Below are 23,841 nucleotides of genomic sequence, written 5' to 3'. Positions count from 1 at the left end.
TGGCGCAGATCGCAGCATGACCGCAGCCCCCACTCCCCACCGCCCGCGCTGGCGCAGCCTAGCCTTGCTGGCCCTGCTGCTCGCCCCGCTGCTGTGGCCGCTGCAGTTCTTCGCCGAGCGTTATTACCGCGAGGAACTGCTCGAGCAGAATCGCCAGACCCTCGACCTTTACGTTGCCACGCTGCTCGGTACCCTGCAGCGCTACGAGGTGCTACCGAACATCCTCGCCGAGCTGCCGCCGCTGCGCGCCCTGCTCGCCGCACCGGACGACGTCGATCTGCGCGACCGCGCCAACCTGTTGCTCGCCCAGGTGCGCCGGGAAACCGGTGCTGACGTGATCTACCTGATGAGCCCACAAGGCCTCACCCTGACCTCGTCGAACTGGGACCAGGCCGACAGCTTCGTCAGTCGTGATTTCAGCTACCGCCCCTATTTCCGCGAGGCCCTGGCCGGCAAGGCGGGACGCTTCTTCGGCCTCGGCACCACCTCACGCAAACGCGGCTACTTCTTCTCCAGCCCGGTGCGCGATGGCGCAAAGGTAGTCGGCATCCTGGTGGTCAAGGTCGACCTCGACGATGCCGAGGCCCTGTGGGGCAATACGCCGGAGCAGCTGATGGTCACCGACGGCAACGGCGTGGTGATCATCTCCTCGCGCGAGGACTGGCGCTTCCGTGCCACCCGCGAGCTGGACAACGCCGAACGCGCCGCCATCGCTGCCAACCAGCCCTACCCGACCCAGGCTCCCGCGCCTTTACGCCTGGACGAGCGTGCCTGGCTGACCCAGAGCCGCGAGCTGCAGGAAGCCGGGCTGACCGCCAGCATCCTCGCCCCTCACCAGTTGATCGATCGCCAGGTACGCACCACCCTGGTGATCGGCGCCGCCGCCCTGCTGGTCGGCCTGCTGCTGCTCGGCCTGCTGTTGCAGCGGCGTCGCCACTACATCGAACGCATCGCCCTCGATGCCCGCGCCCGCCGCGAACTGGAAATGCGCGTGCTGGAACGCACCCGCGATCTGGAGATGCTCAACAACCGCCTGAAAGACGAGGTACTGGTGCGCGAGCATGCCCAGCAGGAGCTGGTCCGCACCCAGGACGAACTGGTCCAGGCCGGCAAACTCACGGCGCTCGGCACCATGAGCGCCAGCATCAGCCACGAGCTGAACCAACCCCTGGCAGCCATCCGCAGCTACGCCGACAACGCGGGCGTGCTGCTCGACCACCAGCGCCTGGACGATGCGCGGGGCAATCTCAAGCAGATCAGCGAACTGACCGGGCGCATGGCCTCGATCATCGCGCACCTGCGCGCCTTCGCCCGGCGCGACCGGCATGCACCGGAGAGCGTGGCGCTGCAGCCCGCCATCGATGACGCCCTGGCACTGCTGGCCAAACGCCGGCGCGCCCTGGAAGTGGAACTGGTCCGCGACCTGCCGGATGCCACCCTCTGGGTACAGGCCGGCGAAACGCGCCTGCGCCAGGTACTTGGCAACCTGCTGGCCAACGCCCTCGATGCCCTGAGCGAAAAGGCGCCACCAAGACGCATCTGGATCAGTGCCGAAGTGACCGCCGAAGGCGTCGACCTACAGTTGCGCGACAATGGTCCGGGCTTCTCCGCACAGGCCCTGCAACATGCTCGCGAGCCCTTCTTCACAACCAAGACACGCACCCAGGGCCTCGGCCTTGGTCTGGCCATCTGCGAGACCCTGATGCGCGCCCTGGGTGGCGAACTGCTGCTGGCCAACCACCCGGAGGGCGGCGCCCTGATCACGCTGCGACTGCGCAGCAGCACGCCCGGTGCCAACCTGCAACCGCCCGAGGAATTTTCATGACGGCCATCGATGCCCGCACCCAGGTCCTGCTGATCGACGACGACGAGCACCTGCGCCAGGCCCTGGCGCAGACCCTCGATCTGGCCGGCCTGCGCGTCGAGACCCTGGCCGATGCCCGCAGCGTGGCCGAGCGCATCACCGCGGACTGGGCGGGCGTGGTGGTCAGCGACATCCGCATGCCCGGCATCGACGGTCTGCAGCTACTGGCGCAGCTGCACCAGCAGGACGCCGATCTGCCGGTGCTGCTGATCACCGGCCACGGCGATGTGCCGCTGGCGGTGCAGGCGATGCGCGCCGGTGCCTACGATTTCCTCGAGAAACCTTTCGCCAGCGAGGCGCTGCTCGATGCCGTGCATCGCGCGCTGGAACTGCGCCGCCTGGTGCTGGAGAACCGCAGCCTGCGCCTGGCCCTGGCCGACCGCAATGAGCTGAGCGCACGCCTGATCGGCCAGTCCGCGCCGATGCTGCGCCTGCGCGAGCAGGTCGGTGCACTGGCGGCGATTCACACCGACGTGCTGATCCTCGGTGAAACCGGCGCGGGCAAGGAAGTGGTGGCGCGCGCCCTGCACGATCTGTCGGCGCGCAAGAAGGGGCCATTCGTGGCGATCAACGCCGGCGCGCTGGCCGAGTCGGTGGTGGAAAGCGAACTGTTCGGCCACGAGCCGGGCGCCTTTACCGGGGCGCAGAAGCGCCGCATCGGCAAGTTCGAGTTCGCCAACGGCGGCACCCTGTTCCTCGATGAGATTGAGAGCATGAGCCCGGACGTGCAGGTCAAGCTGCTGCGCCTGCTGCAGGAGCGGGTGGTCGAGCGCCTTGGCGGCAACCAGCTGATCCCCCTGGACATCCGCGTGATCGCCGCCACCAAGGAAGACCTGCGCGTGGCCGCCGACCAAGGGCGTTTCCGCGCCGACCTCTACTACCGTCTCAACGTAGCGCCCCTGCGCATCCCACCGCTGCGCGAGCGCGGTGCCGACATCCTGCTGCTGTTCCGCCACCACGCCGAGGCCGCCGCGCAGCGCCATGGTCTGCCGATCCGCGAACTGCAGGACGGCCAGCGCGCGCAGTTGCTCAGCCACACCTGGCCGGGCAACGTGCGCGAACTGCAGAACGCGGCCGAACGCTTCGCCATGGGCCTGGATCTGGGGCTGGACCTGCCGTCCGGGGCAGCGCCCACCAGCGCTGGCGAGCAGAGCCTGGGCGAACGCGTAGAAGCCTATGAAAAGGCGCTGATCGCCGCCGAGATGGCCAAGGGCTACAGTTCCCTGCGCAGCTTGGCCGAGGCCCTGGGCCTGCCTCGCAAGACGCTGCATGACAAGCTGCGCCGACATGGCCTGGATTCTGTTGGCGAAGACGACTAGGCCCCGCAGGCGGGCAGCCACCTGTCCGCCTATACCCATTCGTAATATTAAGCCCAAACGCTATTCGCCCCTGCCGCAACGGCATTGAGCCATTACGAATAAGCGTCTTACTTCTGCAACTTGCAAGCGATAAAAGCTCAACTAGCTTATCTGCACGCCGCATCAAAAAAACGCTTACCAAGACCTCTAGATCGGCGCGCTTACGAGTCACCGGGGTACCCCTGGGCCTCATCTGCAGTACAGGGACAGTGGGATCGAGATATGGATAGCAAGCTATTGATCAAGATCAATACCCCTTCCTCCCATAAAGCGCTCAATGATTCTTAACTTCTCTCCACCATTTGGAGGTGTTAGATGTCCGATTCGGCAAACAAACTCAAACTGGGAGCGCTGATCGCACTCGTGATCGGCTCGATGGTCGGCGGCGGCATCTTTTCGCTACCGCAGAACATCGCCAACAGCGCCAGCGCGGGAGCAACGCTGATTGGCTGGCTGATCACCGGCGTGGGCATGCTGACCCTGGCCTTCGTATTCCAGACGCTGGCCAACCGCAAACCCGGCCTCGACGGCGGGGTCTACGCCTACGCCAAGGCCGGCTTTGGCGACTACATGGGTTTCTCCTCGGCCTGGGGATACTGGATCAGCGCCTGGATCGGCAACGTCAGCTACATGGTGTTGCTGTTCTCCACCCTCGGCTACTTCTTCCCGGTGTTCGGCGAGGGCAATACCCTGCCGGCCATCATCTGCGCGTCGGTGCTGCTGTGGCTGCTGCACTTCCTGGTGCTGCGCGGGATCAAGGAAGCGGCCTTCATCAACACCATCACCACCATCGCCAAGATGGTCCCGCTGGCGCTGTTCATCGTGATCGCCGCCATCGCCTTCAAGTTCGACGTGTTCACCACGGACTTCTGGGGCGCCGGCAACGACAAGCTGGGCAGCGTGATGGATCAGGTGCGCAACATGATGCTGGTCACCGTCTGGGTGTTCATCGGCATCGAGGGCGCCAGCATCTTCTCTGCCCGCGCCGAAAAACGTAGCGATGTCGGCAAGGCCACGGTAATCGGCTTCATCGCCGTACTCCTGCTGCTGGTGCTGGTCAACGTGCTCTCGCAGGGCATCATGGCCCAGGCCGAACTGGCCGGACTGAAGAATCCGTCGATGGCTGGCGTGCTGGAGCAGGTGGTCGGCCCGTGGGGCGCCCAGCTGATCTCCATCGGTCTGCTGGTTTCGCTGGCCGGGGCCCTACTGTCCTGGACCCTGCTGTGCGCGGAGATCATCTTCTCCTCGGCCAAGGACCACACCATGCCGGAGTTCCTGCGCAAGGAGAACGCCAACCACGTACCGGCCAACGCACTGTGGCTGACCAACGGGCTGATCCAGCTGTTCCTGATCATCACCCTGTTCAACAGCTCCACCTACCTGAGCCTGCTGTACCTGGCCACCTCGATGATCCTGGTGCCCTACTTCTGGTCCAGCGCCTATGCGGTACTGCTGGCCGTGCGTGGGGAAACCTACGAGAACGATGCCGGCCAACGCAACAAAGACCTGTTCATTGCTCTGGTATCCACCCTGTATGCCGTGTGGCTGGTGTATGCCGCCGGGGTCCAGTACCTGCTGTTGTCCGCGCTGCTCTATGCGCCTGGCGCCATCCTGTTCGCCAAAGCCAAGCGCGAACTGGGGCAACCCATATTCACCGGCGTCGAGAAAATCATCTTCGTCGTCGTGCTGATCGGTGCCGCCATCGCCGCCTACGGGCTGTATGACGGTTTCCTGAGTCTGTAAGAGAAGGAGTTCGATATGTCCAAGAAAGCCCTAGGCGTTCATTCCGAAGCCGGCAAACTGCACAAGGTAATGGTTTGCTCGCCGGGTCTGGCCCACCTGCGCCTGACCCCCAACAACTGTGACGAACTGCTGTTCGACGACGTGATCTGGGTCTCCCAGGCCAAACGCGACCACTTCGACTTCATGACCAAGATGCGCGAGCGCGGCATCGAAGTGGTGGAAATGCATAACCTGCTCGAAGAAACGGTCAAGAATCCCGAAGCGCTGAAGTGGATTCTGGACCGCAAGATCACCGCCAACAGCGTTGGCCTTGGCCTGCAGAGTGAAGTGCGAAGCTTCATCGAGAGCCTAGAGTCCCGTCGCATTGCCGAGTACCTGATCGGCGGTGTCTCCGGCGCCGATCTCGTGAAGTACAAGGAATCCGACGTGGCGAAGATGTTCTGCGCCTACCAGGGCGAGTCCAGCTTCCTCTTCCCGCCGCTTCCCAACACCCAGTTCACCCGCGACACCACCTGCTGGATCTACGGCGGCGTGACCCTCAACCCCATGTACTGGCCTGCCCGACGTCAGGAAACCCTGCTGACCACGGCGATCTACAAGTTCCATCCGGACTTCATCAACGAAGACTTCGAAATCTGGTACGGCGACCCGGACAAGGATCACGGCTCCGCCACCCTGGAAGGCGGCGACGTGATGCCGATCGGCAACGGCACCGTGCTGATTGGCATGGGCGAACGCAGCTCGCACCAGGCCATCGGTCAGGTGGCCAAGGCCCTGTTCGACAAGGGTGCCGCCGACAAGGTGGTGGTGGCCGGCCTCGGCAAGTCGCGCGCAGCCATGCACCTGGACACCGTGTTCAGCTTCTGTGACCGCGACCTGGTCACGGTCTTCCCGGAAGTGGCCTATAGCATCGTGCCCTTTGTGCTGCGTCCGGACGAAAGCAAGCCGGGCGGCATCGACGTTCGCCGCGAGGAGAAATCCTTCATCAACGTGGTCGCCGAATCGCTGAACCTGAAGAAGCTGCGCGTGGTGGAAACCGGCGGCGATAGCTTCGAGGCCGAGCGCGAGCAGTGGGACGACGGCAACAACGTGGTCTGCCTGGAACCAGGCGTGGTAGTCGGCTACGACCGCAACACCTACACCAACACCCTGCTGCGCAAGGCGGGGGTCGAGGTGGTGACCATCAGCGCCAGCGAACTGGGTCGCGGCCGTGGCGGTGGCCACTGCATGACCTGCCCGATCATCCGCGACCCGATTGACTACTGATTGAAGCCAGCCCTGGCGGCTACCCGCCGCCGGGCGCCCTTTTCAGCTGCCCACAAGGAGAAAGAATCATGGCTTTCAACATGCACAACCGCAACCTGCTCAGCCTGATGCACCACAGCACCCGCGAGCTGAAATTCCTGCTGGACCTGTCGCGCGACCTCAAGCGCGCCAAATACAGCGGCACCGAGGTCCAGCACCTCAAGGGCAAGAACATCGCCCTGATCTTCGAAAAGACCTCGACCCGTACCCGCTGCGCCTTCGAAGTGGCCTCCTATGACCAGGGCGCCAACGTCACCTATATCGATCCGACCTCCTCGCAGATCGGTCACAAGGAGACCATGAAGGACACCGCCCGCGTGCTCGGCCGCATGTACGACGCCATCGAGTACCGCGGCTTCAAGCAGGAGATCGTCGAGGAGCTGGCCAAGTTCGCCGGCGTACCGGTGTTCAACGGCCTAACCGACGAATACCACCCGACCCAGATGCTGGCCGACGTGCTGACCATGCTGGAAAACAGCGACAAACCGCTGCACGACATCAGCTACGCCTACCTGGGTGACGCCCGCAACAACATGGGCAACTCGCTGCTGCTGGTCGGCGCCAAGCTGGGTATGGATGTGCGCATCGCCGGCCCGAAAGCCCTGTGGCCGCACGATGATTTCGTCGCCCAGTGCAAGGCCTTTGCCGCCGAAAGCGGCGCGCGCATCACCCTCACCGAAGATCCGAAAGAGGCCGTCAAGGGCGTGGACTTCATCCACACCGACGTCTGGGTCTCCATGGGCGAGCCGGTCGAGGCCTGGGGCGAACGCATCAAGCTGCTGCTGCCGTATCAGGTCAACGCCGAGATGATGAAGGCCTCCGGAACGCCGCGGACCAAGTTCATGCACTGTCTGCCGGCCTTCCATAACACCGACACCAAGGTGGGCAAGCAGATTGCCGAGCAGTACCCGCATCTGGCGGGCGGCATCGAAGTGACCGAGGAAGTGTTCGAGTCGCCGGCCTGTATCGCGTTCGAGCAGGCGGAGAACCGCATGCACACCATTAAAGCGGTCATGGTCGCCACCCTCGGCAACGTGTAACCGCGGTTGCCAGCGAGGCGGAGGCACAGCCAACGCCTCGCCCAGAAATTCTCTCAGGGTGGAAAAGCGTACAGCGCTTCTCCACCCGTTTTGATTCAGGAGATCAATATGCGACTCGTGATCGCTTTGGGCGGCAACGCCCTCCTCCGTCGCGGCGAAGCCATGACCGCCGAAAACCAGCGCGAAAACGTGCGCGTCGCCTGCGAGCAGATCGCCAAGGTGGCGCCCGGCAACGAGCTGGTAATCGCCCACGGCAACGGCCCGCAGGTCGGGCTGCTGGCTCTGCAGGGGAACGCCTACGACCCGAGCAACCCCTACCCTCTGGACGTGCTCGGCGCCGAAACCGAGGGCATGATCGGCTACATGATTGAACAGGAACTGGGCAACCTGCTGCCGTTCGAGGTGCCTTTCGCCACCATTCTCACCCAGGTTGAAGTGGACAGCGGCGATCCGGCTTTCCGCAAGCCCACCAAGCCGATCGGCCCGGTCTACAGCAAGGAAGATGCCGAGCGCCTGGCCGCTGAAAAGGGCTGGAGCATCGCCCCGGACGGTGACAAGTTCCGCCGCGTGGTAGCCAGCCCGCGGCCGCAACGCATCTTCGAGATTCGACCGATCAAGTGGCTGCTGGAGAAAGGCAGTGTGGTCATCTGCGCTGGCGGGGGTGGTATTCCGACCATGTATGACGGCAAGAAACTGCATGGCGTCGAGGCCGTCATCGACAAAGACCTGTGTTCGGCGCTGCTGGCGGAGCAACTCAGCAGCGACCTGCTGGTGATCGCCACCGATGTCGATGCCGCTTACATCGACTGGGGCAAGCCGACCCAGAAAGCCATCGCCCAGGCCCACCCGGATGAGCTGGAACGCCTCGGCTTCGCGGCAGGTTCCATGGGCCCCAAAGTCCAGGCCGCCTGCGAGTTCGCGCAGAACACCGGCAAGGTCGCGGTCATCGGCTCGCTGGCCAATATCGAGGCCATCGTGCAGGGCAAATCAGGCACGCGCATCAGCACTGCCGAGCCCGGCATCCGCTACTACTGACACAGCGGACGCAACGTCCGCTCAGGCAGCACGCCGAAGACAGGCCGTGACTAATTGGTCACGGCCTGCGTCATCCAGACATCCCGATTCATTTTGAGTCGCCACCCGGTATCTACCGCCTGGCCGGAATAGCCATTGCCCGCTCAACGCCTACCGGGGCGATCGAAGGAGTTTTGCGTGATGTCTCGTCTCCCCGTCATCGTTGGCTTCGGCGGCTACAACGCCGCAGGCAGAAGCTCGTTCCATCACGGCTTCCGCCGCATCGTCCAGGAGTCGCTGGACGCCGACACCCGCCGGGAAACCCTGGCCGGCCTGGCCGTCATGATGAAATTGGTACAGGTGGTCGATGGCCAGTACCACAGTCACGATGGCCAGCCCCTGAGCATCGCCGACATCGAGACGCAGTATGCGGCCGAGATTCTGTCCGGGACGTTGGTACGGCGCATCGACACGCGCCACCTGGACGTGGAAGCCGCACACTGGCAGAAGAGTCTGACTGTCAGCGGCGCCCGGTTCACCACCCTGCGCAAGCACCTGCCCGAGCCGCTGCCAGCCAGCTGGCGGGTCGAGACACTGGACGAACAGCAGGTCAGTATCACCCTGAGCGAGAGCTGCGAGTTCAAGGTCGACAGCTACCGCGCCCTGCCGGTGAAGTCCGCGGGCCAGCTGCCCAGCGGTTTCGAGCCGGGCGAGCTGTATCATTCGCACTTCCACCCGCGCGGCCTGCAGCTGGCGGTCACGGGTGCCACCGATGCACTGCGCTCGACCGGCATCGACTGGCGAACCATCCAGGACCGCGTGCAGCCGGACGAAGTCGCGGTGTTCGCCGGCAGCATCATGAGCCAGCTGGACGAGTACGGCTTCGGCGGCATGCTGCAGTCGCGCCTCAAGGGCGGTCGCGTCACCGCCAAACAATGCCCGCTGGGCCTCAACACCATGCCCGCCGACTTCATCAACGCCTATGTGCTAGGCAGCGTCGGCACTACCGGCAGTGTCACCGGCGCCTGCGCCACCTTCCTCTACAACCTGCAGAAGGCCACAGAGCAGATCGCCAGCGGCAAGGCGCGCGTGGCCCTGGTCGGTAACGCCGAGGCACCGATTACCCCGGAGATCATCGACGGCTACGGCGCCATGGGTGCCCTGGCCACCGAGGAGGGTCTGCGCAAGATCGAGGGCCGCGAGGAAGTCGACTTCCAACGCGCCAGCCGACCGTTCGGCGACAACTGCGGCTTTACCCTGTCCGAGTCCTGCCAGTTCCTGGTGCTGATGGACGATGCCCTGGCCCTGGAGCTGGGCGCCGATATCCACGGTGCGGTCCCGGACGTGTTCATCAATGCCGACGGCTTCAAGAAGTCCATCTCCGCCCCCGGCCCGGGCAACTACCTGACCCTGGCCAAGGCCGTGGCCAGCGCCGTGCAACTGGTGGGTCTGGACGCCGTGCGCAAGCGCAGCTTCGTGCATGCACACGGCTCAAGCACCCCGGCCAACCGGGTCACCGAGTCCGAGCTGCTGGACCGCGTGGCGGCTGCCTTCGGCATCGAACACTGGCCCATCACCGCGGTGAAGGCTTTCCTCGGCCACTCGCTGGCCACCGCCAGCGGCGACCAGGTCATCGCCGCCCTCGGCACCTTCCGCCACGGCTTGCTGCCGGGTCTGAAAACCATCGACCGGGTTGCCGACGATGTGCATCGGCAGCACCTGAGCCTGGAGACTCGAGATCGTAAGGTCGAGGGCATGGAAGTGTGCTTCATCAACTCCAAGGGCTTCGGCGGCAACAACGCCACCGGCGTGCTGCTGGCACCTCAGGTGGCTGAGCGCATGCTGCGCAAGCGTCATGGCGACGCCGCGGTCAGCGCCTGGCTGGCCAAGCGCGAAACGACCCGTGCTGCGGCCGCGGCTTACGACCAGCGGGCCCTGCGCGGCCAGTTCGACATTCTCTACAACTTCGGGCATGACCTGATCGATGACCGCGAACTGCAGATCGATACGCAGCAGGTAAGCATCCCCGGCTTCGCTCAGCCGCTGGTGTACCGCAAGGACGAGCGTTACGCCGACATGCTGTGATGTGTGCCCCTCGACCGAAGGGAGAGGCGGTGATTCAGCGGTGCAGCACGTATTGACCGCTGAAGCGCACCGCCTCGGCGTCACCGGCCAGAATGCGGCTGTGCAGCCTGATGCGCGCCAGCCCACGCCGTCGATAAAGGGCCAGAAATCGCTCCCACTCGATGGTGTCGGGCGCCCCGCAGCCAGCGACGGCATCGCTCAGCACCGGTTCGGCGTAGTCGATCTGCCCCTGCTGGATGACGATATGGCCATCCGTCACGCCAGCCTCGCGTAAGCTCAGGTGCAACCAGCCCCAGCCGGCAAGCACCGCGCCGCAATACAGGCTGCCGCCGAACATGCTGCTCTTGTGGTTGAGATTGGCCGCCAGCGGCAGGCTCAGGCGCAGCTCGCCGTGGCTCCAGTCCAGCACACCCAGGCCCAGGGCCTGGGTCAGCGGGATATCCTGGTGCAGCAGCTGCTCCAGGTAAGCACGATCATCCATCAGTCCAGCGCGCGGGCCAGCTGAATGAGCTCGGCGCGCCACTCGGCCGCCTGCGGCAGGCCGAGGAACGACGGGTTGAGGTAGGTTTCGCGGGCCTCGTAGGTCAGGGCCTCGCCCTTGAGGTCGAGCACCTCGCCGCCGGCGCCTTCCAGCACGCCCTGGGCCGCCGCCGTGTCCCACTGGGAAGTCGGCGCCAGGCGCGGATAGCAGTCGGCATTGCCTTCGGCCAGCAGGCAGAACTTCAGCGAACTGCCGATATTGGCCAGCTGCAGGTCACCGAAACGCTCCGACAGCCCAGTGAGCAGGCGCTCCTGGGCCGGGCTGGAATGGCGCTTGCTGGCCACCAGGGTGAAAGCCTCGGCCGGCGCCAAACGCACCGCGATGGCCTCGGGCGCGCCAGCGGCCTCCTGACGCCAGGCGCCCAGGCCGGCACCACCGTAGTAGCAACGACCACTGGCCGGGATGCCAACCACGCCGAAGACCACACGCCCGCGCTCGATCAACGCGACATTGACGGTGAACTCCTCGCTGCCCGAGATGAATTCCTTGGTGCCATCGAGTGGGTCGACCAGCCACCAGCGCTGCCATTCGGCGCGCTCGGCAAAGGGAATGCCGGCATCCTCCTCGGACAGCACCGGAATCTCCGGCGCCAACGCGCGCAGGCCGCTGGCGAGAATGTCGTGGGCGGCCAGGTCGGCGGCGGTCACCGGCGAGGCATCGGCCTTCTCGGTCACCGCCACGTCGTTGCGCCAGTGCGGCAGGGTGGCCTGACCGGCCCGCTGAACCAGGGCGATCACCGCCGGCAGATAGGGATGACTCACGGTTTGAACTCTCCACGTTGGGTCAGCAGGTCGCGGACCAGATACAGGGCGGCCAGGGCACGACCTTCGGTGAATTGGGGATGCTGGGCCAAGGCGCTGAGTTCACGCAGGCTGACCTTGTCCACGCGCAACGGCTCGGGCTCGTCGCCCGGCAGGCTCTCCGCGTACAGATCACGCGCCAGCACCACCTGAATCTTCTGGCTCATATAGCCGGGGGACAGGCTCAACTCGGCGATCAGCTCCAGGCGCTCGGCGCCGAAGCCGGCTTCCTCCTTGAGCTCGCGGTTAGCTGCCACCAGCACGTCCTCACCCGGCTCGATCAGGCCCTTGGCCAGCGACAGCTGGTAGTCGTCGGTGCCGGCGCAGTATTCCTCGACCAGCACCGCATGCTCGGCATCGAGCATCGCCACCACCATCACCGCGCCATAGCCGGAACCCTTGCTGACCAGACGCTCATAGGTGCGCTCGACGCCATTGGCGAAGCGCAGCTGCAGCTCTTCGACGCGGAACAGGCGGCTGCTGGCGACGATTTCGCGGGCCAGCACCTGGGGTTTCTCACGCATCACTCGCTCCTTGATTCGAACGGGTATCATACCCCGCTGCCCCGAAATATCCGCGCCGGATATTCGCTCTCCGTCTGTTTCCGGACTTTGCCATGCATCAGTTGCCCTGGGCCGACATCGATACCGTTCTGCTCGACATGGACGGCACCCTGCTCGACCTGCACTTCGACAATCATTTCTGGCTGGAACACCTGCCGCAGCGCTATGCCGAATTGCACGGCATCAGCCGTGCGGCCGCCGATGCCGAGCTGCTGCCGCTGTTCCGCGCCCACGCCGGCACCCTGCCCTGGTACTGCACGGACTTCTGGAGCCGCGAGCTGAACCTCTCGGTGCGCGAGCTCAAGCGCGAGGTGGCGCACCTGATCGCCCTGCGCCCGGATGCCGATACCTTCCTCAAGGCCCTGCGCGCCGCCGGCAAGCGCGTGGTGCTGATCACCAACGCGCACCGCGATTCGCTGTCGCTGAAACTGGAGCGCGTGGAACTGGCGCCCTACTTCGACCGCCTGATCAGCTCCCACGACTACGGTTTCCCCAAGGAGGACCAGCAGTTCTGGTTCGCCCTGCAGCAGGACTTCCCGTTCGAGCCCGCGCGCAGCCTGTTCATCGACGACAGCCTGCCGATCCTGCGCAGCGCACGCCGCTATGGCGTGGCCCATCTACTGGCGGTGCGCCAGCCGGACAGCCGCGGACAGGCCAAGGACACCGAAGAGTTCGCCGCGGTCGAAGACTACCGCCTGCTCGTGCCTACGACCTGACAGCCGCCCGCCAGGAGTGTTCGCCAGCTGCGCCCTTTTTTGCACAGGCCGTGAACACCCTCGCAGCGCCGCCATCCGCCACTTGCCTGCCTCTGCCGCGCTGGCAGCATACGCGTCATCTTTCCACCGAGGTCCGTTGTCCATGAAGTACTCCTCCCTGCTGCTGCTTTCTCTGGGCCTGGCCAGTGCTGGCGCCTTTGCCGGCAATACCTCGGCCGGTGTCGGTGGCGCCCTGGGCGGAGCGCTGGGCACTGTGGTCGGCGAGCAGATTGGCGGCAGCACCGGTGCAACCATCGGCGCCGGCGTCGGCGGTGCCGCCGGTAGCGCCGTGGGCGCGGACAAGGGCAGCCGCACCGAGGCGGCGATTGGCGGCGGCATCGGTGCCGCAGGCGGCCAGGTGATCGGCAGCAAGGTTGGCGGCAGCACTGGCGGCGTCATCGGCGCAGCGGTCGGCGGTGGTGCCGGCGGCGCGCTCGGCAATGCCTATGGTGGCGATGACGACGGTGACAACCGCCGCTATCGCGATGGCGACTACCGCGACCACGACGGCCACCCGGGCCGGGGCCTTGGCCATAAGAAGGATAAGTGGCACAAGAAGCACCGCTGAGAAACGACAAGGCCCGCATGATGCGGGCCCTGTTTTATGCAGCGCTGAAACCTTGCGGTGTCAGATGCCTTCGCGACGCAGTGCAGCGGCGGTGAAGTCGCTCTTCTTGAGCTGCACGTTGAAGTCGTACATCGGCTCGTTGTTATCCAGGCCGTCGACGAAGTAACGCTCATCCTTGAAGTCGTAGATGGTCTCCAGGGTGCTGAGGAACATGGGGATTTCGTAGTAGCTGATCGGATGCGCTTCCTGCAGGCCGACCAGTTCGCCATTTTTGTCGTACAGGTCGACGGCAAGGATCTGCCAGCTGTCCTCGTCCAGGTAGAAGCGACGTGCACCGTATGGATGGCTGAAGCCCTTGCGCAGCTTGGCGTCGACCACCCACACGCGGTGCAGCTCATGACGCAGCAACTCGGGGTTGACGTGCTTCGGCTGCAGAATCTTCTCGTAGGGAATGCCCTTCTGATGCACGGCGTAGCTGTTGTAAGGCATCAGCATTTCCTGCTTGCCAACCAGGGTCCACTCGTAGCGGTCAGGGGCACCGTTATAGGCATCCACCACGTCGGAAGTAGCCATACCGTTGGTGTCCGGCTGCATGGCGTCATAGGCCAGCATCGGCAGGCGACGCACGCGACGCTCGCCACGGTTGAAACGCCAGGCCTTGCGGATCGCCAGCACCTGGTCGAGCGTCTCCTGCACCACCAGCGCCGAGCCGGCCAGCTTGCTCGGTGCCGTCACCACGTACTTGTAGAAGAACAGGGTGTTGTCCAGATCCGCCGGCGTTACGCCCTCACGACCGTAGATGAACATGATGTCGCGTTCACGCTTGACCAGGACATAGTCGCCGCCCTTGAGGACGGCAGCATGATTGGTGGTCATGCGGGTCTGTTCGCCACGGTAGCGGGTGATGTGGTTCCAGATGACTTCCTGACCGCTCTGCGGAATCGGGAAAGGAATACCGGCAGCAGTGCCCTCGATGCCGTTACCACCGGCGATCAGCCCGGCGTTGGTCGCGTTGTAGCGGGTGGCATCGTAGATGCGCTGTGGCGCGGCGGCGCTGCGGTGAGTCGGCAGGACACGAAGGTAGTAGTCCGGATTCCTCTCCAGCAGTCGCTGGTAGCCCGGGGTCAACAGGGCCTTGTACTGGGCCATGTTGCTCTTGTCGACGCGGTACAGCTCCTTGTCGGCGGCATAGGGATCCGGGTGGTGCATGCCGGGCTGGTAGTTGGCCGGTGGCGTGGACAATCCGCCTTCCCAGGAGGGAATGGTGCCGGCGGCATTGCCGGCACGCTCGCCGCCCAGCGGCATCAGATCTTGCCCGAGGCGCGCGGCCTGGGCGGCGTCGACGCGGGCATGCGCCGGCAGGCTGACGGCGGCGGCCAGCGACAGGACTGCAATAGTTCTCAGCACAGCTTTCTCCTCGCGGCACGCTCAGGTGCCGCTGTTCTTATTCGTACGACCCGTTCGGGTCGCGCATGCAGATTGCCGGTGGGTGAGGCTTGGCCTTCCTGGCGCCGGGTGGGCCCGGTCGTTTGGGCTCCGCATCCTGCGGAGCGTCGAATCTTTACTCGCAGCGTTGGAACTTGAGGTCCCATACACCATGCCCGAGGCGCTCGCCGCGCTTCTCGAACTTGGTTACCGGGCGCTCGCTCGGCCGTTCCACATAACCCGCGCTTCCCGCCACATTATGGTAGCCCGGTGCCAGCGACATTACCTCCAACATATGTTCCGCGTATGGCTGCCAATCGGTGGCCATATGTAGCACCCCGCCAATCTTCAGCTTGCTGCGCACCAGTTCGGCAAACGCCGGCTGGACGATGCGGCGCTTGTGATGGCGGGCCTTGTGCCAGGGATCGGGGAAGAACAGCAGGACGCGATCGAGGCTGGCATCGGCCACGCAGTCGCGCAGCACTTCCAGGGCGTCGCAGCTGTACACGCGGATGTTCGACAGGTTCTGCGTGAGCATGCCGTTGAGCAGGGCACCGACGCCCGGCTTGTGCACTTCCACGCCGATGAAGTCCTGCTCCGGCGCGGCGGCCGCCATCTCCAGGGTGGCATGGCCCATGCCGAAGCCGATCTCGAAGGTGCGCGGCGCGCTACGACCGAACACCTGATCGAAGTCGCGCAGGCCGTCGGCCAGCTCCAGGCCGTATTTCGGCCAGCCTTGATCGAGGCCGCGCTGCTGGCCCTCGGTCATGCGCCCGGAGCGCATGACGAAACTCTTGATGCCGCGCCGCGGGCGCTCGTCGGCGCCTTCGTCTACCGGCTCGATGACTTCACTCATGGGGTTCTCTTACTTGATCAGGCCATCCAGCGGCGAGGACGCGCTGGCATAGAGTTTCTTCGGCATGCGCCCTGCCAGGTAGGCCATGCGCCCGGCGATGATCGCGTGCTTCATCGCCGCGCCCATCAGGATCGGGTTCTGCGCGTGGGCGATGGCGCTGTTCATCAGCACCGCCTCGCAGCCCAGCTCCATGGCGATGGTGGCATCGGAGGCGGTGCCCACGCCGGCATCGACCAGCACCGGCACGGTGGCTTCCTCAAGGATGATGCGCAGGTTGTACGGGTTGCAGATGCCCAGGCCAGTGCCGATCAGGCCGGCCAGCGGCATCACCGCGATGCAACCCATCTCGGCCAGCTGGCGGGCGATGATCGGGTCGTCGCTGGTGTACACCATCACGTCGAAGCCTTCCTTGACCAGCACTTCGGCGGCCTTGAGGGTCTCGATCACGTTGGGGAACAGGGTCTTCTGGTCGGCCAGTACTTCCAACTTGACCAGCGTGTGGCCGTCGAGCAGCTCGCGCGCCAGGCGGCAGGTACGCACCGCTTCCTCGGCGTTATAGCAGCCGGCCGTGTTGGGCAGGATGGTGTATTTGTCCGGCGAGATCACGTCGAGCAGGTTCGGCTCGCCCGGGTTCTGCCCGATATTGGTCCGGCGCACGGCCACGGTGACAATCTCGGCACCGCTGGCCTCGATGGCCAGGCGGGTTTCCTCGAGGTCCTTGTACTTGCCGGTACCGACCAGCAGGCGCGACTCGTAAGTGCGGCCAGCCAGGGTAAAGGGCTTGTCGATGATGGCGCTCATGGCAGTTCCTCGGGCGACTAGCCGCCGCCGATGGCGTGGACGACTTCCAGCTGGTCGCCGTCATGCAGGACGGTGGTGCCGTGCTGGCTGCGCGGCACGATGTCCAGGTTGAGCTCGACCGCCACCCGCTTGCCGGCTGCATCCAGGCGCACGAGCAGGTCAGCGACAGTGGCGCCGTCGGGTAGCTCGAAGGGTTGGCCGTTCAACTGGATGTGCATGGCTGGGCGGTCAGAACATGAAAGGGTCGGCATTCTAGCCCGATCAACCGGATCGACCAAGGTACGTGCGTACCATCGGTCAGGCCCGCCCGCCCCGCAGCGCGGCCAGCCCCAGGCACAGCCAGCCGGCAAGGAAGCTCACACCGCCCAACGGAGTGATCATGCCGAGCTTGCTCAGGCCACTCAGGGTCAGGGCGTAGAGGCTGCCGGAAAACAGCAGGATACCGAGCGCGAACAGGCTGCCGGCGGCCTTCACCAGACGCCCCGGCAGGCGCTCGGCCAGCAGCGCCACGCCGAACAGCGCCAGCGCGTGCACCAGCTGGTAGTGCACGCCGGTCTGGAAAACCGCCAGGTACTCGGCACTCAGCTGGCCTTTCAAGCCATGGGCGGCGAAGGCGCCCAGCGCCACGCCGAAGAAACCGGCCACGGCCGCCAGCAGCAGAAAGACTCGTAACATCATGGCTCCCCAGACAGATTCAATGCGGCCGCTATAATGGCCGCTCCCTCCAACCGGGCCAAGCCATGCTGCGCAACCTGCTCCGTCGCCTGACCAAACTGCTGCTGTGGTTCGCCGCCCTCAGCGCCGTGCTGGTGCTGGCGCTGCGCTGGATCGACCCACCCGGCACGGCGCTGATGGTCGAGCGCAAGGTACAGTCCTGGGTCGACGGCAAACCGATCGACCTGCAGCGCACCTGGCGCCCCTGGCGCGAACTGCCGAACGACCTGAAGATCGCGGTGATCGCCGCCGAGGACCAGAAATTCGCCGAACACTGGGGCTTCGACGTCAGCGCCATCCGTCAGGCCCTGGCGCACAATGCCGATGGTGGCAGCCTGCGCGGGGCCAGCACCATCAGCCAGCAGGTGGCCAAGAACCTGTTCCTCTGGTCCGGCCGCAGCTGGCCACGCAAGGCGCTGGAGGCCTGGTTCACCGGGCTGATCGAGCTGCTCTGGCCGAAGCAGCGCATCCTCGAGGTGTACCTCAACAGCGTGGAATGGGGCGACGGTGTGTTCGGCGCGGAGGCGGCCGCGCGTCACCACTTCAAGGTCGCCGCGCCCTACCTGTCACGCCAGCAGGCCAGCCTGCTGGCCGCCGTGCTACCCAATCCGCGCGCCTGGAGCGCCAGCCGCCCGGGGCCGCGCATCCAGCGGCGGGCCAACTGGATCCGCCAGCAGAGCTACCAGCTCGGCGGCAGCCACTACATCAGCCAGCTGTCGCGACAGGCGCCGGACTGGTGGCCGCAGTGGCTGCCGCTGCCCTGAGGCGCAACAGCCCCCAGGCGATCAGCGCCTGGCCGCTGAAGTAGCAGCAGACGATCACCAGCACGGCATGCGGGAACGGCTGGACGAACTTGTTCACCCCGATCAGCGAATCCGCCACCACGAACAGCATGGCCCCCAGCCACAAGGGACCTGGCTTCGCCTCCAGGCGCGTGGCGAGCAGCGCCATGAGCAACAGGCTCCCCAGGTAGATCGCCACCGGCACCTGCAGCGTGCCGGCGGCCGGCAGCAGCCAGGCGCCGACCGTCAGGCCGTAGACCAGCACCGGCGCCACCCGTGGCCAGGACCAGGAACGACCGCGACCGAGCGACACGAAGGCGATGGCAAAGGCGATCTGGTTGACCAGGAACGCCAGCAGCGCCTGGATGAACAGGCCGTCGCGATCACCGAAATCGAGAAAGAAGTCACCAGCCGCCGCCGCGCCATAACCCAGCGCCAGCCAGCGCCCGGGCGCACCGGGAAAGGCACGCCAGACCAGCAGGGCAAACAGCAGCATGGGCAACGGCTTGAGCAGCCAGCCCAGGGGATAGGGCTTCAACGGCAGCAGGGCCAGGTAGAGCAGGCCCAGGCCGATGGCGAGAACAAAACAACAACGCTGGGAGATGGACATGGACGGCACTCGCTCGGGGGATACAGGATCCTGCCGGCAAGGCGCCCTGCCCCGCCACACCGGACACGCCAGCCGCCAATGCCGAGGACGTCAGCGACTGAGCAATCGTCGCGGCACTGCTCGCAGCAACTGCAGCTGTTCGCCGCGCAGGTGCGCGGTCAGGCCCAGCTGCGGATAGACCCAGGCTTCTCCCTCTTGCAGCTGCAGGCGCAGGCGCGGCTCGCCCAGACTGGCGCTGAGGCCCGCCGCGGGGACGGCCTGCTGCGGCTTCAGGTTGAGCGCCTCGATGCGCTGCCCGGCCAACTGCTCGAGCATCTGTGCCGATTGCGGCAGCTCCGCATCATTGGGCTTCACCCCGCTGGCGGCCGCCAGGCTGCTGCGCTGGGTATCGCTGAGGGCCAGCTCGGCCTCCAGCGCCCAGGTACCCGAGGCCAGGGACTGGCTATCGCGCAGCACCAGGCGCGGACCATCGAGACGTGGCTGCAGCCACAGCTCGGCCGCAGGCAGCCGGGCCTTCAACTGGCCCAGGGTCAGGCGGTCTTCGGCCAGCGGCTGCAGCACTCCCGCCCGCCACTCGCTCCACCAGGGTAGCGGCGCGGTCTTTTCGGCCCGCGGCAGCAGCCACCAGTAGCCAAGCAGGCAGCTGGCCAGGGCGACGATGGTGAACAGCAAGGCAGGCGGACGACGACTCACGAAAAGGCTCCGGACAGAAAAAAGCCGCACCTGGGTGCGGCTTTGCGGGGTGCTGCAGCTTACGCCTGAATCGAGCCCTTGAGCTTGTTCATGGCGTTTTTCTCCAGCTGGCGAATACGCTCGGCCGAGACGTTGTACTTGGCGGCCAGGTCGTGCAGGGTCGCCTTCTCCTCGGCCAGCCAGCGCTGGTAGAGGATGTCGCGGCTGCGCTCGTCCAGGCCTTCCAGCGCCTCGTGCAGATTGGCGCTGGAGCTGTCGCTCCAGTCGGCATCTTCCAGCTGGCGCGCCGGGTCGTAGCGATGGTCTTCCAGGTAGTGGGCCGGCGACTGGTAGGCGGTGTCGTCGTCGGCATCGGCGGCCGGATCGAAAGCCATGTCCTGACCGGACAGGCGGCTCTCCATCTCGCGCACTTCACGCGGCTCCACGCCCAGGCTCTCGGCCACGGCATGGACTTCGTCATTGCTCAGCCAGGCCAGACGCTTCTTCTGGCTGCGCAGGTTGAAGAACAGCTTGCGCTGCGCCTTGGTGGTGGCGACCTTGACGATACGCCAGTTGCGCAGGATGAACTCGTGGATCTCGGCCTTGATCCAGTGCACGGCGAAGGACACCAGGCGCACACCCATTTCCGGGTTGAAGCGCTTGACCGCCTTCATCAGGCCGACGTTGCCTTCCTGGATCAGATCAGCCTGGGACAGGCCATAGCCGGCATAGCTACGGGCGATATGCACGACGAAACGCAGGTGGGCCAACACCATCTGGCGCGCGGCTTCCAGGTCTTGCTCGTAGTAGAGACTCTCGGCCAGCTCGCGCTCCTGCTCGACGGTCAGCAGCGGAATGCTGTTCACCGCATGCACGTAGGCCTCCAGATTGGCGCCTGGGACTAGGGCATGGACAGGTTGCAGGGCAGTGGTCATCAAAAACCTCCGGTATTACAGGGCTGGTGCAGTCTAGCACTGCCGATTCTGAGCAGGGAACCGGTGGAAAAGTTCCCTTACAGATGCTCAATTTTTGATCGAAATCAAGGGATTGCTAGCGTGGCGCAAGTTCGCTCAGGTGGCGTGCCACGGCCAGCCAGGCGCCAATATAGCCGAGGAACAACGCCCCCAACAGCAGCGACAGACCATCGGCGACCGGCACGCCATCCAGCGCGAAGTCGCTGCCGTAGAGGCCGGCCAGGCGCACCACCGCATCGTTCAGCCAGTCCAGGCCGAAGGCCAGCAGCCCCCAGGCCAGCAGCCCCGCACCCAGGCCATAGAGCGCACCCATATAAAGGAAGGGGCGGCGCACATAGCCATCGGTGCCGCCGACCAGCTTGATCACCTCGATCTCGCTGCGGCGGTTTTCGATGTGCAGGCGGATGGTGTTGCCGATCACCAGCAGCAGCGCCATCACGAGCAGCAGGGTCAGGCCGAAGACGAAGCGATCACCCAGGCCGAGGATGGCGGTCAGACGCTCCACCCACTGCAGGTCGAGCTGCGCCTGATCGACGCCCGGCATTTCGCTGAGGCGCAGGCGTAGGGCCTCGAGGCGCGGCTTGTCGATTTCCTTGGGCGTCACCACCACCACCGCAGGCAGCGGATTCTCCGGCAGATCGCGCAGTGCCTGACCGAGTCCGGACTGCTGCTCGAACGCCGCCAGGCCGGCCTCGCGACCGATGAACTCGGCTTCGGCAACGTCATCCAGCGCGGCGATCTCGTCGCGCAACTGCAGGCCGGCGTCATCGCCGGCCTCCACCTTGAGGTACAGGGAAATCTGCGCCGCCTTCTGCCAGGAGCCGCCGAGACGTTCGACGTTGTCCAGCAACAGGGCCAGGCCCATGGGCAGCGACAGCGCTACGGCCATCACCAGGCAGGTGAAGAAGCTGCCGATCGGCTGACCGACCAGGCGCCCGAGGCTGTCGACCAGGCTGGCACGATGGCTCTCGACCCAGGCGGCGAACAGATGGGAGAAGTCCGGGCCCTGCTTGATCGGCTTGTCGGCCTTGCTCTGTACGGCACCGACGCGTTCGGCAGCCTTGATATTGCGTTGCTTGTCGCTCATCAGCCGGCCTCCCCATCGCCGATCAATCGGCCGCGTTGCAGGGTGAGCATGCGGTGACGCATGCGCGCGATCAGCGCCAGATCGTGACTGGCGATCAGCACGGTGGTGCCGAGGCGGTTGATGTCCTCGAACACGCCCATGATCTCCGCGGCCAGGCGCGGGTCGAGGTTACCTGTGGGTTCGTCCGCCAGCAGCAGGGCCGGGCGGTGCACCACGGCGCGGGCGATGCCGACGCGCTGCTGCTGACCGGTCGAGAGGTCAGCCGGAAACTGCTCGGCCTTGTCCGACAGCGACACTCGCTCCAGTGCGGCGCCGACCCGCTTGGCGATGTCCGGCTTGGGCAGGCCGAGGATCTGCAGCGGCAGGGCGACGTTGTCGAACACACTGCGGTCGAACAGCAGCTGGTGGTTCTGGAACACCACGCCGATCTGCCGGCGCAGAAAGGGAATCTGCGCGGTGGTGATCTGCGACAGGTCCTGCCCGGCCAGCAGCAGCTTGCCGCTGGTCGGGCGCTCCATCGCCAGCAACAGGCGCAGCAGGGTGGACTTGCCGGCGCCGGAATGCCCCGTAACGAAGAGGAACTCGCCACGGCGCACGTTAAAACTCAGTTCGTGCAACCCGACATGGCCATTGGGGTACCGCTTGCCGACCTGCTCGAATCGAATCATCCCTGTTCCTTCTCCGCGAAGAGCGCCTGGACGAAGTCCTCGGCAACGAAAGTGCGCAGATCGTCGATGCCTTCACCGACACCGATATAGCGGATCGGCAGGCCGAACTGCTTGGCCAGCGCGAAGATCACGCCGCCCTTGGCGGTGCCATCCAGCTTGGTCAGCGCCAGGCCGGTGAGGGCCACCGCCTGATTGAACTGCTTGGTCTGGTTGATCGCGTTCTGCCCGGTGCCGGCGTCCAGCACCAGCAGCACCTCATGCGGTGCCGTCTCATCCAGCTTGCCGATGACCCGACGGACCTTCTTCAGCTCTTCCATCAGGTTGTCTTTGGTGTGCAGACGTCCGGCGGTGTCGGCGATCAGCACGTCGATACCGCGCGCCTTGGCCGCCTGCACCGCATCGAAGATCACCGAAGCGGAATCGGCGCCGGTGTGCTGGGCGATCACCGCGATGTTGTTGCGCTCGCCCCACACCTGCAGCTGCTCGACGGCGGCGGCGCGGAAGGTATCGCCGGCGGCGAGCATGACCTTCTTGCCCTCGCCCTGCAGCTTCTTGGCCAGCTTGCCGATGGTGGTGGTCTTGCCGACGCCGTTCACGCCGACCACCAGGATCACGTAGGGCTGCTTCTCGGCGGCGATCAGCAAAGGCTGCTCGACCGGCTTGAGCAGCGCGCCCAGTTCTTCCTGCAGGGCCTTGTACAGCGCACCGCTGTCGGCCAGCTCCTTGCGCGCCACGCGCTTGGTCAGGCTGCCGATGATGGCGCCGGTGGCCTCGACGCCCACGTCGGCGGTGAGCAGACGCGTTTCCAGCTCTTCGAGCAGGTCGTCATCGATGGCCTTCTTGCCAAGGAACAGACTGGCCATGCCCTCGCCCAGGCTGGCGCTGGTCTTCGACAGGCTTTGCTTGAGGCGGGCGAACCAGCCGCCCTGGTTGTCACCGGGCTTGCTCTGCTCGGCCTGCACGGGTGCGGCTTCGGCCTCCGGCTGCGGCTCGGGCAGCACCTCGACCGGCAGCGGCTGCTCGTGCACCGGATGAGTGACTGCGGTGCCGGCATTGATGCGAAAGCGCGAGAAGGCCGGGCGCGGTGTCTCATCCACGGCAACGGTCGGCGGGGCAGTGTCTGTGGGCTCCACAATGGCAGGCGCAACCGGCACGGGCTCGGTCACCGGCACCTGCTCGGTAACGGCAGGCTCCACGACCACCTCGGCGGGTACGGCCGGAGCCGGGGCCTCGACTGGGGCAGCCGGCGCAGCGGCAACCGGCGCAGCCGGCGGCGCCTCAGGTGCCGGCGCAGGCTGGGCCTGCTCGGCCGTTACATGAGCACCTTCCGGCTTCTTGCGCAGCCAGCCAAACAGGGATTTCTTCTCGCCGGATTGCTCCGGCGATGGCTTGTCGTCTTGGGAACCAAACATGGGGTCATCTCAAAGGGGGTAGGCGCCCGCGTAGCGCTTGGCTCTCCCCGAAATAGCTAGCCACTCACTTTGCCGGACTTCGGTGCCTGTTCTGCAGCCCCGGGGATGGCGGGGCGCCTGCATGGACGTACCGAAGAGACCAGCACACACGATGTGCCCGCGACTTTATCACTTTAGGCTGCCACCGGGCAGCGTTCGCCGTCC

The 23,841-nt window shown here is 65.5% G+C and carries 24 protein-coding genes; 10 read left to right on the top strand and 14 right to left on the bottom strand.

Annotated features, from left to right (window positions below; translation table 11 throughout):
- The first annotated feature begins 16 nt into the window (after positions 1-16).
- From ACOAPY_RS02645 to ACOAPY_RS02615, 7 genes are all read left to right on the top strand, one after another.
- A complete protein-coding gene (locus ACOAPY_RS02645) occupies positions 17-1,825 on the top strand; it encodes a sensor histidine kinase (protein WP_465154936.1) in 1,809 nt (602 codons plus the stop codon).
- A complete protein-coding gene (locus tag ACOAPY_RS02640; protein ID WP_465154935.1) occupies positions 1,822-3,183 on the top strand; it encodes a sigma-54-dependent transcriptional regulator in 1,362 nt (453 codons plus the stop codon). Before ACOAPY_RS02645 ends, ACOAPY_RS02640 begins: the two co-directional genes overlap by 4 nt.
- 354 nt (positions 3,184-3,537) lie before the next feature.
- Positions 3,538-4,965 (top strand): arginine-ornithine antiporter, encoded by a 1,428-nt coding sequence (gene arcD, locus ACOAPY_RS02635; RefSeq protein ID WP_465154934.1) that lies wholly within the window; start codon positions 3,538-3,540, stop codon positions 4,963-4,965.
- A 15-nt stretch (positions 4,966-4,980) separates the two neighbouring features.
- Entirely contained in the window at positions 4,981-6,231 is a 1,251-nt protein-coding gene (gene arcA / locus ACOAPY_RS02630) for an arginine deiminase (RefSeq protein WP_465154933.1), read from the top strand.
- 68 nt (positions 6,232-6,299) lie between these two features.
- Positions 6,300-7,310 carry an ornithine carbamoyltransferase gene (locus ACOAPY_RS02625; protein WP_076582431.1) on the top strand — a complete coding sequence of 337 codons (1,011 nt, stop codon included), beginning with the start codon at positions 6,300-6,302 and terminating at the stop codon, positions 7,308-7,310.
- Between the two features lie 108 nt (positions 7,311-7,418).
- Positions 7,419-8,345 (top strand): carbamate kinase, encoded by a 927-nt coding sequence (gene arcC, locus ACOAPY_RS02620; RefSeq protein WP_465154932.1) that lies wholly within the window; start codon positions 7,419-7,421, stop codon positions 8,343-8,345.
- 180 nt (positions 8,346-8,525) lie between these two features.
- Complete coding sequence (locus tag ACOAPY_RS02615) at positions 8,526-10,409, top strand: beta-ketoacyl synthase (RefSeq protein WP_465154931.1); 1,884 nt, start codon at positions 8,526-8,528, stop codon at positions 10,407-10,409.
- A 34-nt stretch (positions 10,410-10,443) separates the two neighbouring features.
- Here ACOAPY_RS02615 and ACOAPY_RS02610 read toward each other — a convergent pair whose 3' ends face one another.
- Genes ACOAPY_RS02610 through nudE form a run of 3 tightly spaced genes read right to left on the bottom strand, consistent with a single transcriptional unit; the run spans position 10,444 to position 12,274 of the window.
- A complete protein-coding gene (locus ACOAPY_RS02610) occupies positions 10,444-10,893 on the bottom strand; it encodes a YiiD C-terminal domain-containing protein (protein WP_465156690.1) in 450 nt (149 codons plus the stop codon).
- Positions 10,890-11,711: a 3'(2'),5'-bisphosphate nucleotidase CysQ gene (gene cysQ / locus ACOAPY_RS02605; RefSeq protein WP_465154930.1), complete on the bottom strand. Its 822-nt coding sequence runs from the start codon at positions 11,709-11,711 to the stop codon at positions 10,890-10,892. The genes ACOAPY_RS02610 and cysQ overlap by 4 nt, the downstream gene beginning before the upstream one ends.
- Positions 11,708-12,274, bottom strand: a complete 567-nt coding sequence (gene nudE, locus ACOAPY_RS02600; RefSeq protein WP_237046159.1) for an ADP compounds hydrolase NudE — start codon at positions 12,272-12,274, stop codon at positions 11,708-11,710. Before nudE ends, cysQ begins: the two co-directional genes overlap by 4 nt.
- 92 nt (positions 12,275-12,366) lie before the next feature.
- Here nudE and yrfG point away from each other — a divergent pair, with 92 nt between their 5' ends.
- A complete protein-coding gene (gene yrfG / locus ACOAPY_RS02595; protein ID WP_465154929.1) occupies positions 12,367-13,029 on the top strand; it encodes a GMP/IMP nucleotidase in 663 nt (220 codons plus the stop codon).
- Positions 13,030-13,171: 142 nt separating this feature from the next.
- Positions 13,172-13,636: a hypothetical protein gene (locus ACOAPY_RS02590; RefSeq protein ID WP_465154928.1), complete on the top strand. Its 465-nt coding sequence runs from the start codon at positions 13,172-13,174 to the stop codon at positions 13,634-13,636.
- A gap of 60 nt (positions 13,637-13,696) precedes the next feature.
- On the opposite strand, the gene ACOAPY_RS02585 is transcribed toward ACOAPY_RS02590, so the two are convergent.
- From ACOAPY_RS02585 to ACOAPY_RS02565, 5 genes are all read right to left on the bottom strand, one after another.
- Positions 13,697-15,040 carry a DUF1329 domain-containing protein gene (locus ACOAPY_RS02585; RefSeq protein WP_465156688.1) on the bottom strand — a complete coding sequence of 448 codons (1,344 nt, stop codon included), beginning with the start codon at positions 15,038-15,040 and terminating at the stop codon, positions 13,697-13,699.
- Between the two features lie 157 nt (positions 15,041-15,197).
- Positions 15,198-15,917: a tRNA (guanosine(46)-N7)-methyltransferase TrmB gene (gene trmB, locus ACOAPY_RS02580; RefSeq protein WP_377739223.1), complete on the bottom strand. Its 720-nt coding sequence runs from the start codon at positions 15,915-15,917 to the stop codon at positions 15,198-15,200.
- A 9-nt stretch (positions 15,918-15,926) separates the two neighbouring features.
- Positions 15,927-16,718, bottom strand: coding sequence for a thiazole synthase (locus ACOAPY_RS02575; protein ID WP_021699976.1), 792 nt, complete (start codon positions 16,716-16,718; stop codon positions 15,927-15,929).
- Positions 16,719-16,735: 17 nt separating this feature from the next.
- The gene (gene thiS, locus ACOAPY_RS02570) at positions 16,736-16,936 is read right to left on the bottom strand and encodes a sulfur carrier protein ThiS (RefSeq protein ID WP_021699977.1); all 201 of its coding nucleotides are present in this window, start codon (positions 16,934-16,936) and stop codon (positions 16,736-16,738) included.
- Positions 16,937-17,015: 79 nt separating this feature from the next.
- Complete coding sequence (locus ACOAPY_RS02565; protein ID WP_021699978.1) at positions 17,016-17,393, bottom strand: DUF423 domain-containing protein; 378 nt, start codon at positions 17,391-17,393, stop codon at positions 17,016-17,018.
- A gap of 65 nt (positions 17,394-17,458) precedes the next feature.
- Here ACOAPY_RS02565 and mtgA point away from each other — a divergent pair, with 65 nt between their 5' ends.
- Positions 17,459-18,196: a monofunctional biosynthetic peptidoglycan transglycosylase gene (gene mtgA / locus ACOAPY_RS02560; protein ID WP_280000828.1), complete on the top strand. Its 738-nt coding sequence runs from the start codon at positions 17,459-17,461 to the stop codon at positions 18,194-18,196.
- Here mtgA and ACOAPY_RS02555 read toward each other — a convergent pair.
- The 6 genes from ACOAPY_RS02555 to ftsY form a co-directional block, all read right to left on the bottom strand.
- Positions 18,138-18,824: a lysoplasmalogenase gene (locus tag ACOAPY_RS02555; protein ID WP_465154927.1), complete on the bottom strand. Its 687-nt coding sequence runs from the start codon at positions 18,822-18,824 to the stop codon at positions 18,138-18,140. The two genes, mtgA and ACOAPY_RS02555, sit on opposite strands and share 59 nt — an antisense overlap.
- Before the next feature lie 90 nt (positions 18,825-18,914).
- A complete protein-coding gene (locus ACOAPY_RS02550; protein ID WP_465154926.1) occupies positions 18,915-19,517 on the bottom strand; it encodes a hypothetical protein in 603 nt (200 codons plus the stop codon).
- 59 nt (positions 19,518-19,576) lie between these two features.
- Complete coding sequence (rpoH, locus tag ACOAPY_RS02545; protein ID WP_021699982.1) at positions 19,577-20,431, bottom strand: RNA polymerase sigma factor RpoH; 855 nt, start codon at positions 20,429-20,431, stop codon at positions 19,577-19,579.
- A 115-nt stretch (positions 20,432-20,546) separates the two neighbouring features.
- On the bottom strand, positions 20,547-21,557 hold the full coding sequence (gene ftsX, locus ACOAPY_RS02540) for a permease-like cell division protein FtsX (protein WP_021699983.1): 1,011 nt from the start codon (positions 21,555-21,557) through the stop codon (positions 20,547-20,549).
- Positions 21,557-22,225 (bottom strand): cell division ATP-binding protein FtsE, encoded by a 669-nt coding sequence (gene ftsE / locus ACOAPY_RS02535; protein ID WP_465154924.1) that lies wholly within the window; start codon positions 22,223-22,225, stop codon positions 21,557-21,559. Before ftsE ends, ftsX begins: the two co-directional genes overlap by 1 nt.
- Positions 22,222-23,637, bottom strand: a complete 1,416-nt coding sequence (ftsY, locus tag ACOAPY_RS02530; protein ID WP_465154923.1) for a signal recognition particle-docking protein FtsY — start codon at positions 23,635-23,637, stop codon at positions 22,222-22,224. Before ftsY ends, ftsE begins: the two co-directional genes overlap by 4 nt.
- Positions 23,638-23,841 lie beyond the last annotated feature (204 nt).

Source organism: Pseudomonas stagnisoli (genome assembly GCF_048595745.1).
GTDB classification, from domain to species: Bacteria; Pseudomonadota; Gammaproteobacteria; order Pseudomonadales; family Pseudomonadaceae; genus Aquipseudomonas; species Aquipseudomonas alcaligenes_A.
Note: the sequence above shows the minus strand (reverse complement) of the source record. Positions and strands in the feature narration are given on the sequence as shown.

Bases quoted from the DNA above. Each gene is read 5' to 3' on its own strand.
- ACOAPY_RS02645 (WP_465154936.1), top strand. From the start codon at position 17: ATGACCGCAGCCCCCACTCCCCACCGCCCGCGCTGGCGCAGCCTAGCC.
- ACOAPY_RS02640 (WP_465154935.1), top strand. From the start codon at position 1,822: ATGACGGCCATCGATGCCCGCACCCAGGTCCTGCTGATCGACGACGAC.
- arcD (WP_465154934.1), top strand. From the start codon at position 3,538: ATGTCCGATTCGGCAAACAAACTCAAACTGGGAGCGCTGATCGCACTC.
- arcA (WP_465154933.1), top strand. From the start codon at position 4,981: ATGTCCAAGAAAGCCCTAGGCGTTCATTCCGAAGCCGGCAAACTGCAC.
- ACOAPY_RS02625 (WP_076582431.1), top strand. From the start codon at position 6,300: ATGGCTTTCAACATGCACAACCGCAACCTGCTCAGCCTGATGCACCAC.
- arcC (WP_465154932.1), top strand. From the start codon at position 7,419: ATGCGACTCGTGATCGCTTTGGGCGGCAACGCCCTCCTCCGTCGCGGC.
- ACOAPY_RS02615 (WP_465154931.1), top strand. From the start codon at position 8,526: ATGTCTCGTCTCCCCGTCATCGTTGGCTTCGGCGGCTACAACGCCGCA.
- nudE (WP_237046159.1), bottom strand. From the start codon at position 12,274: ATGCGTGAGAAACCCCAGGTGCTGGCCCGCGAAATCGTCGCCAGCAGC.
- yrfG (WP_465154929.1), top strand. From the start codon at position 12,367: ATGCATCAGTTGCCCTGGGCCGACATCGATACCGTTCTGCTCGACATG.
- ACOAPY_RS02590 (WP_465154928.1), top strand. From the start codon at position 13,172: ATGAAGTACTCCTCCCTGCTGCTGCTTTCTCTGGGCCTGGCCAGTGCT.
- trmB (WP_377739223.1), bottom strand. From the start codon at position 15,917: ATGAGTGAAGTCATCGAGCCGGTAGACGAAGGCGCCGACGAGCGCCCG.
- ACOAPY_RS02575 (WP_021699976.1), bottom strand. From the start codon at position 16,718: ATGAGCGCCATCATCGACAAGCCCTTTACCCTGGCTGGCCGCACTTAC.
- thiS (WP_021699977.1), bottom strand. From the start codon at position 16,936: ATGCACATCCAGTTGAACGGCCAACCCTTCGAGCTACCCGACGGCGCC.
- ACOAPY_RS02565 (WP_021699978.1), bottom strand. From the start codon at position 17,393: ATGTTACGAGTCTTTCTGCTGCTGGCGGCCGTGGCCGGTTTCTTCGGC.
- mtgA (WP_280000828.1), top strand. From the start codon at position 17,459: ATGCTGCGCAACCTGCTCCGTCGCCTGACCAAACTGCTGCTGTGGTTC.
- ACOAPY_RS02555 (WP_465154927.1), bottom strand. From the start codon at position 18,824: ATGTCCATCTCCCAGCGTTGTTGTTTTGTTCTCGCCATCGGCCTGGGC.
- rpoH (WP_021699982.1), bottom strand. From the start codon at position 20,431: ATGACCACTGCCCTGCAACCTGTCCATGCCCTAGTCCCAGGCGCCAAT.
- ftsX (WP_021699983.1), bottom strand. From the start codon at position 21,557: ATGAGCGACAAGCAACGCAATATCAAGGCTGCCGAACGCGTCGGTGCC.
- ftsE (WP_465154924.1), bottom strand. From the start codon at position 22,225: ATGATTCGATTCGAGCAGGTCGGCAAGCGGTACCCCAATGGCCATGTC.
- ftsY (WP_465154923.1), bottom strand. From the start codon at position 23,637: ATGTTTGGTTCCCAAGACGACAAGCCATCGCCGGAGCAATCCGGCGAG.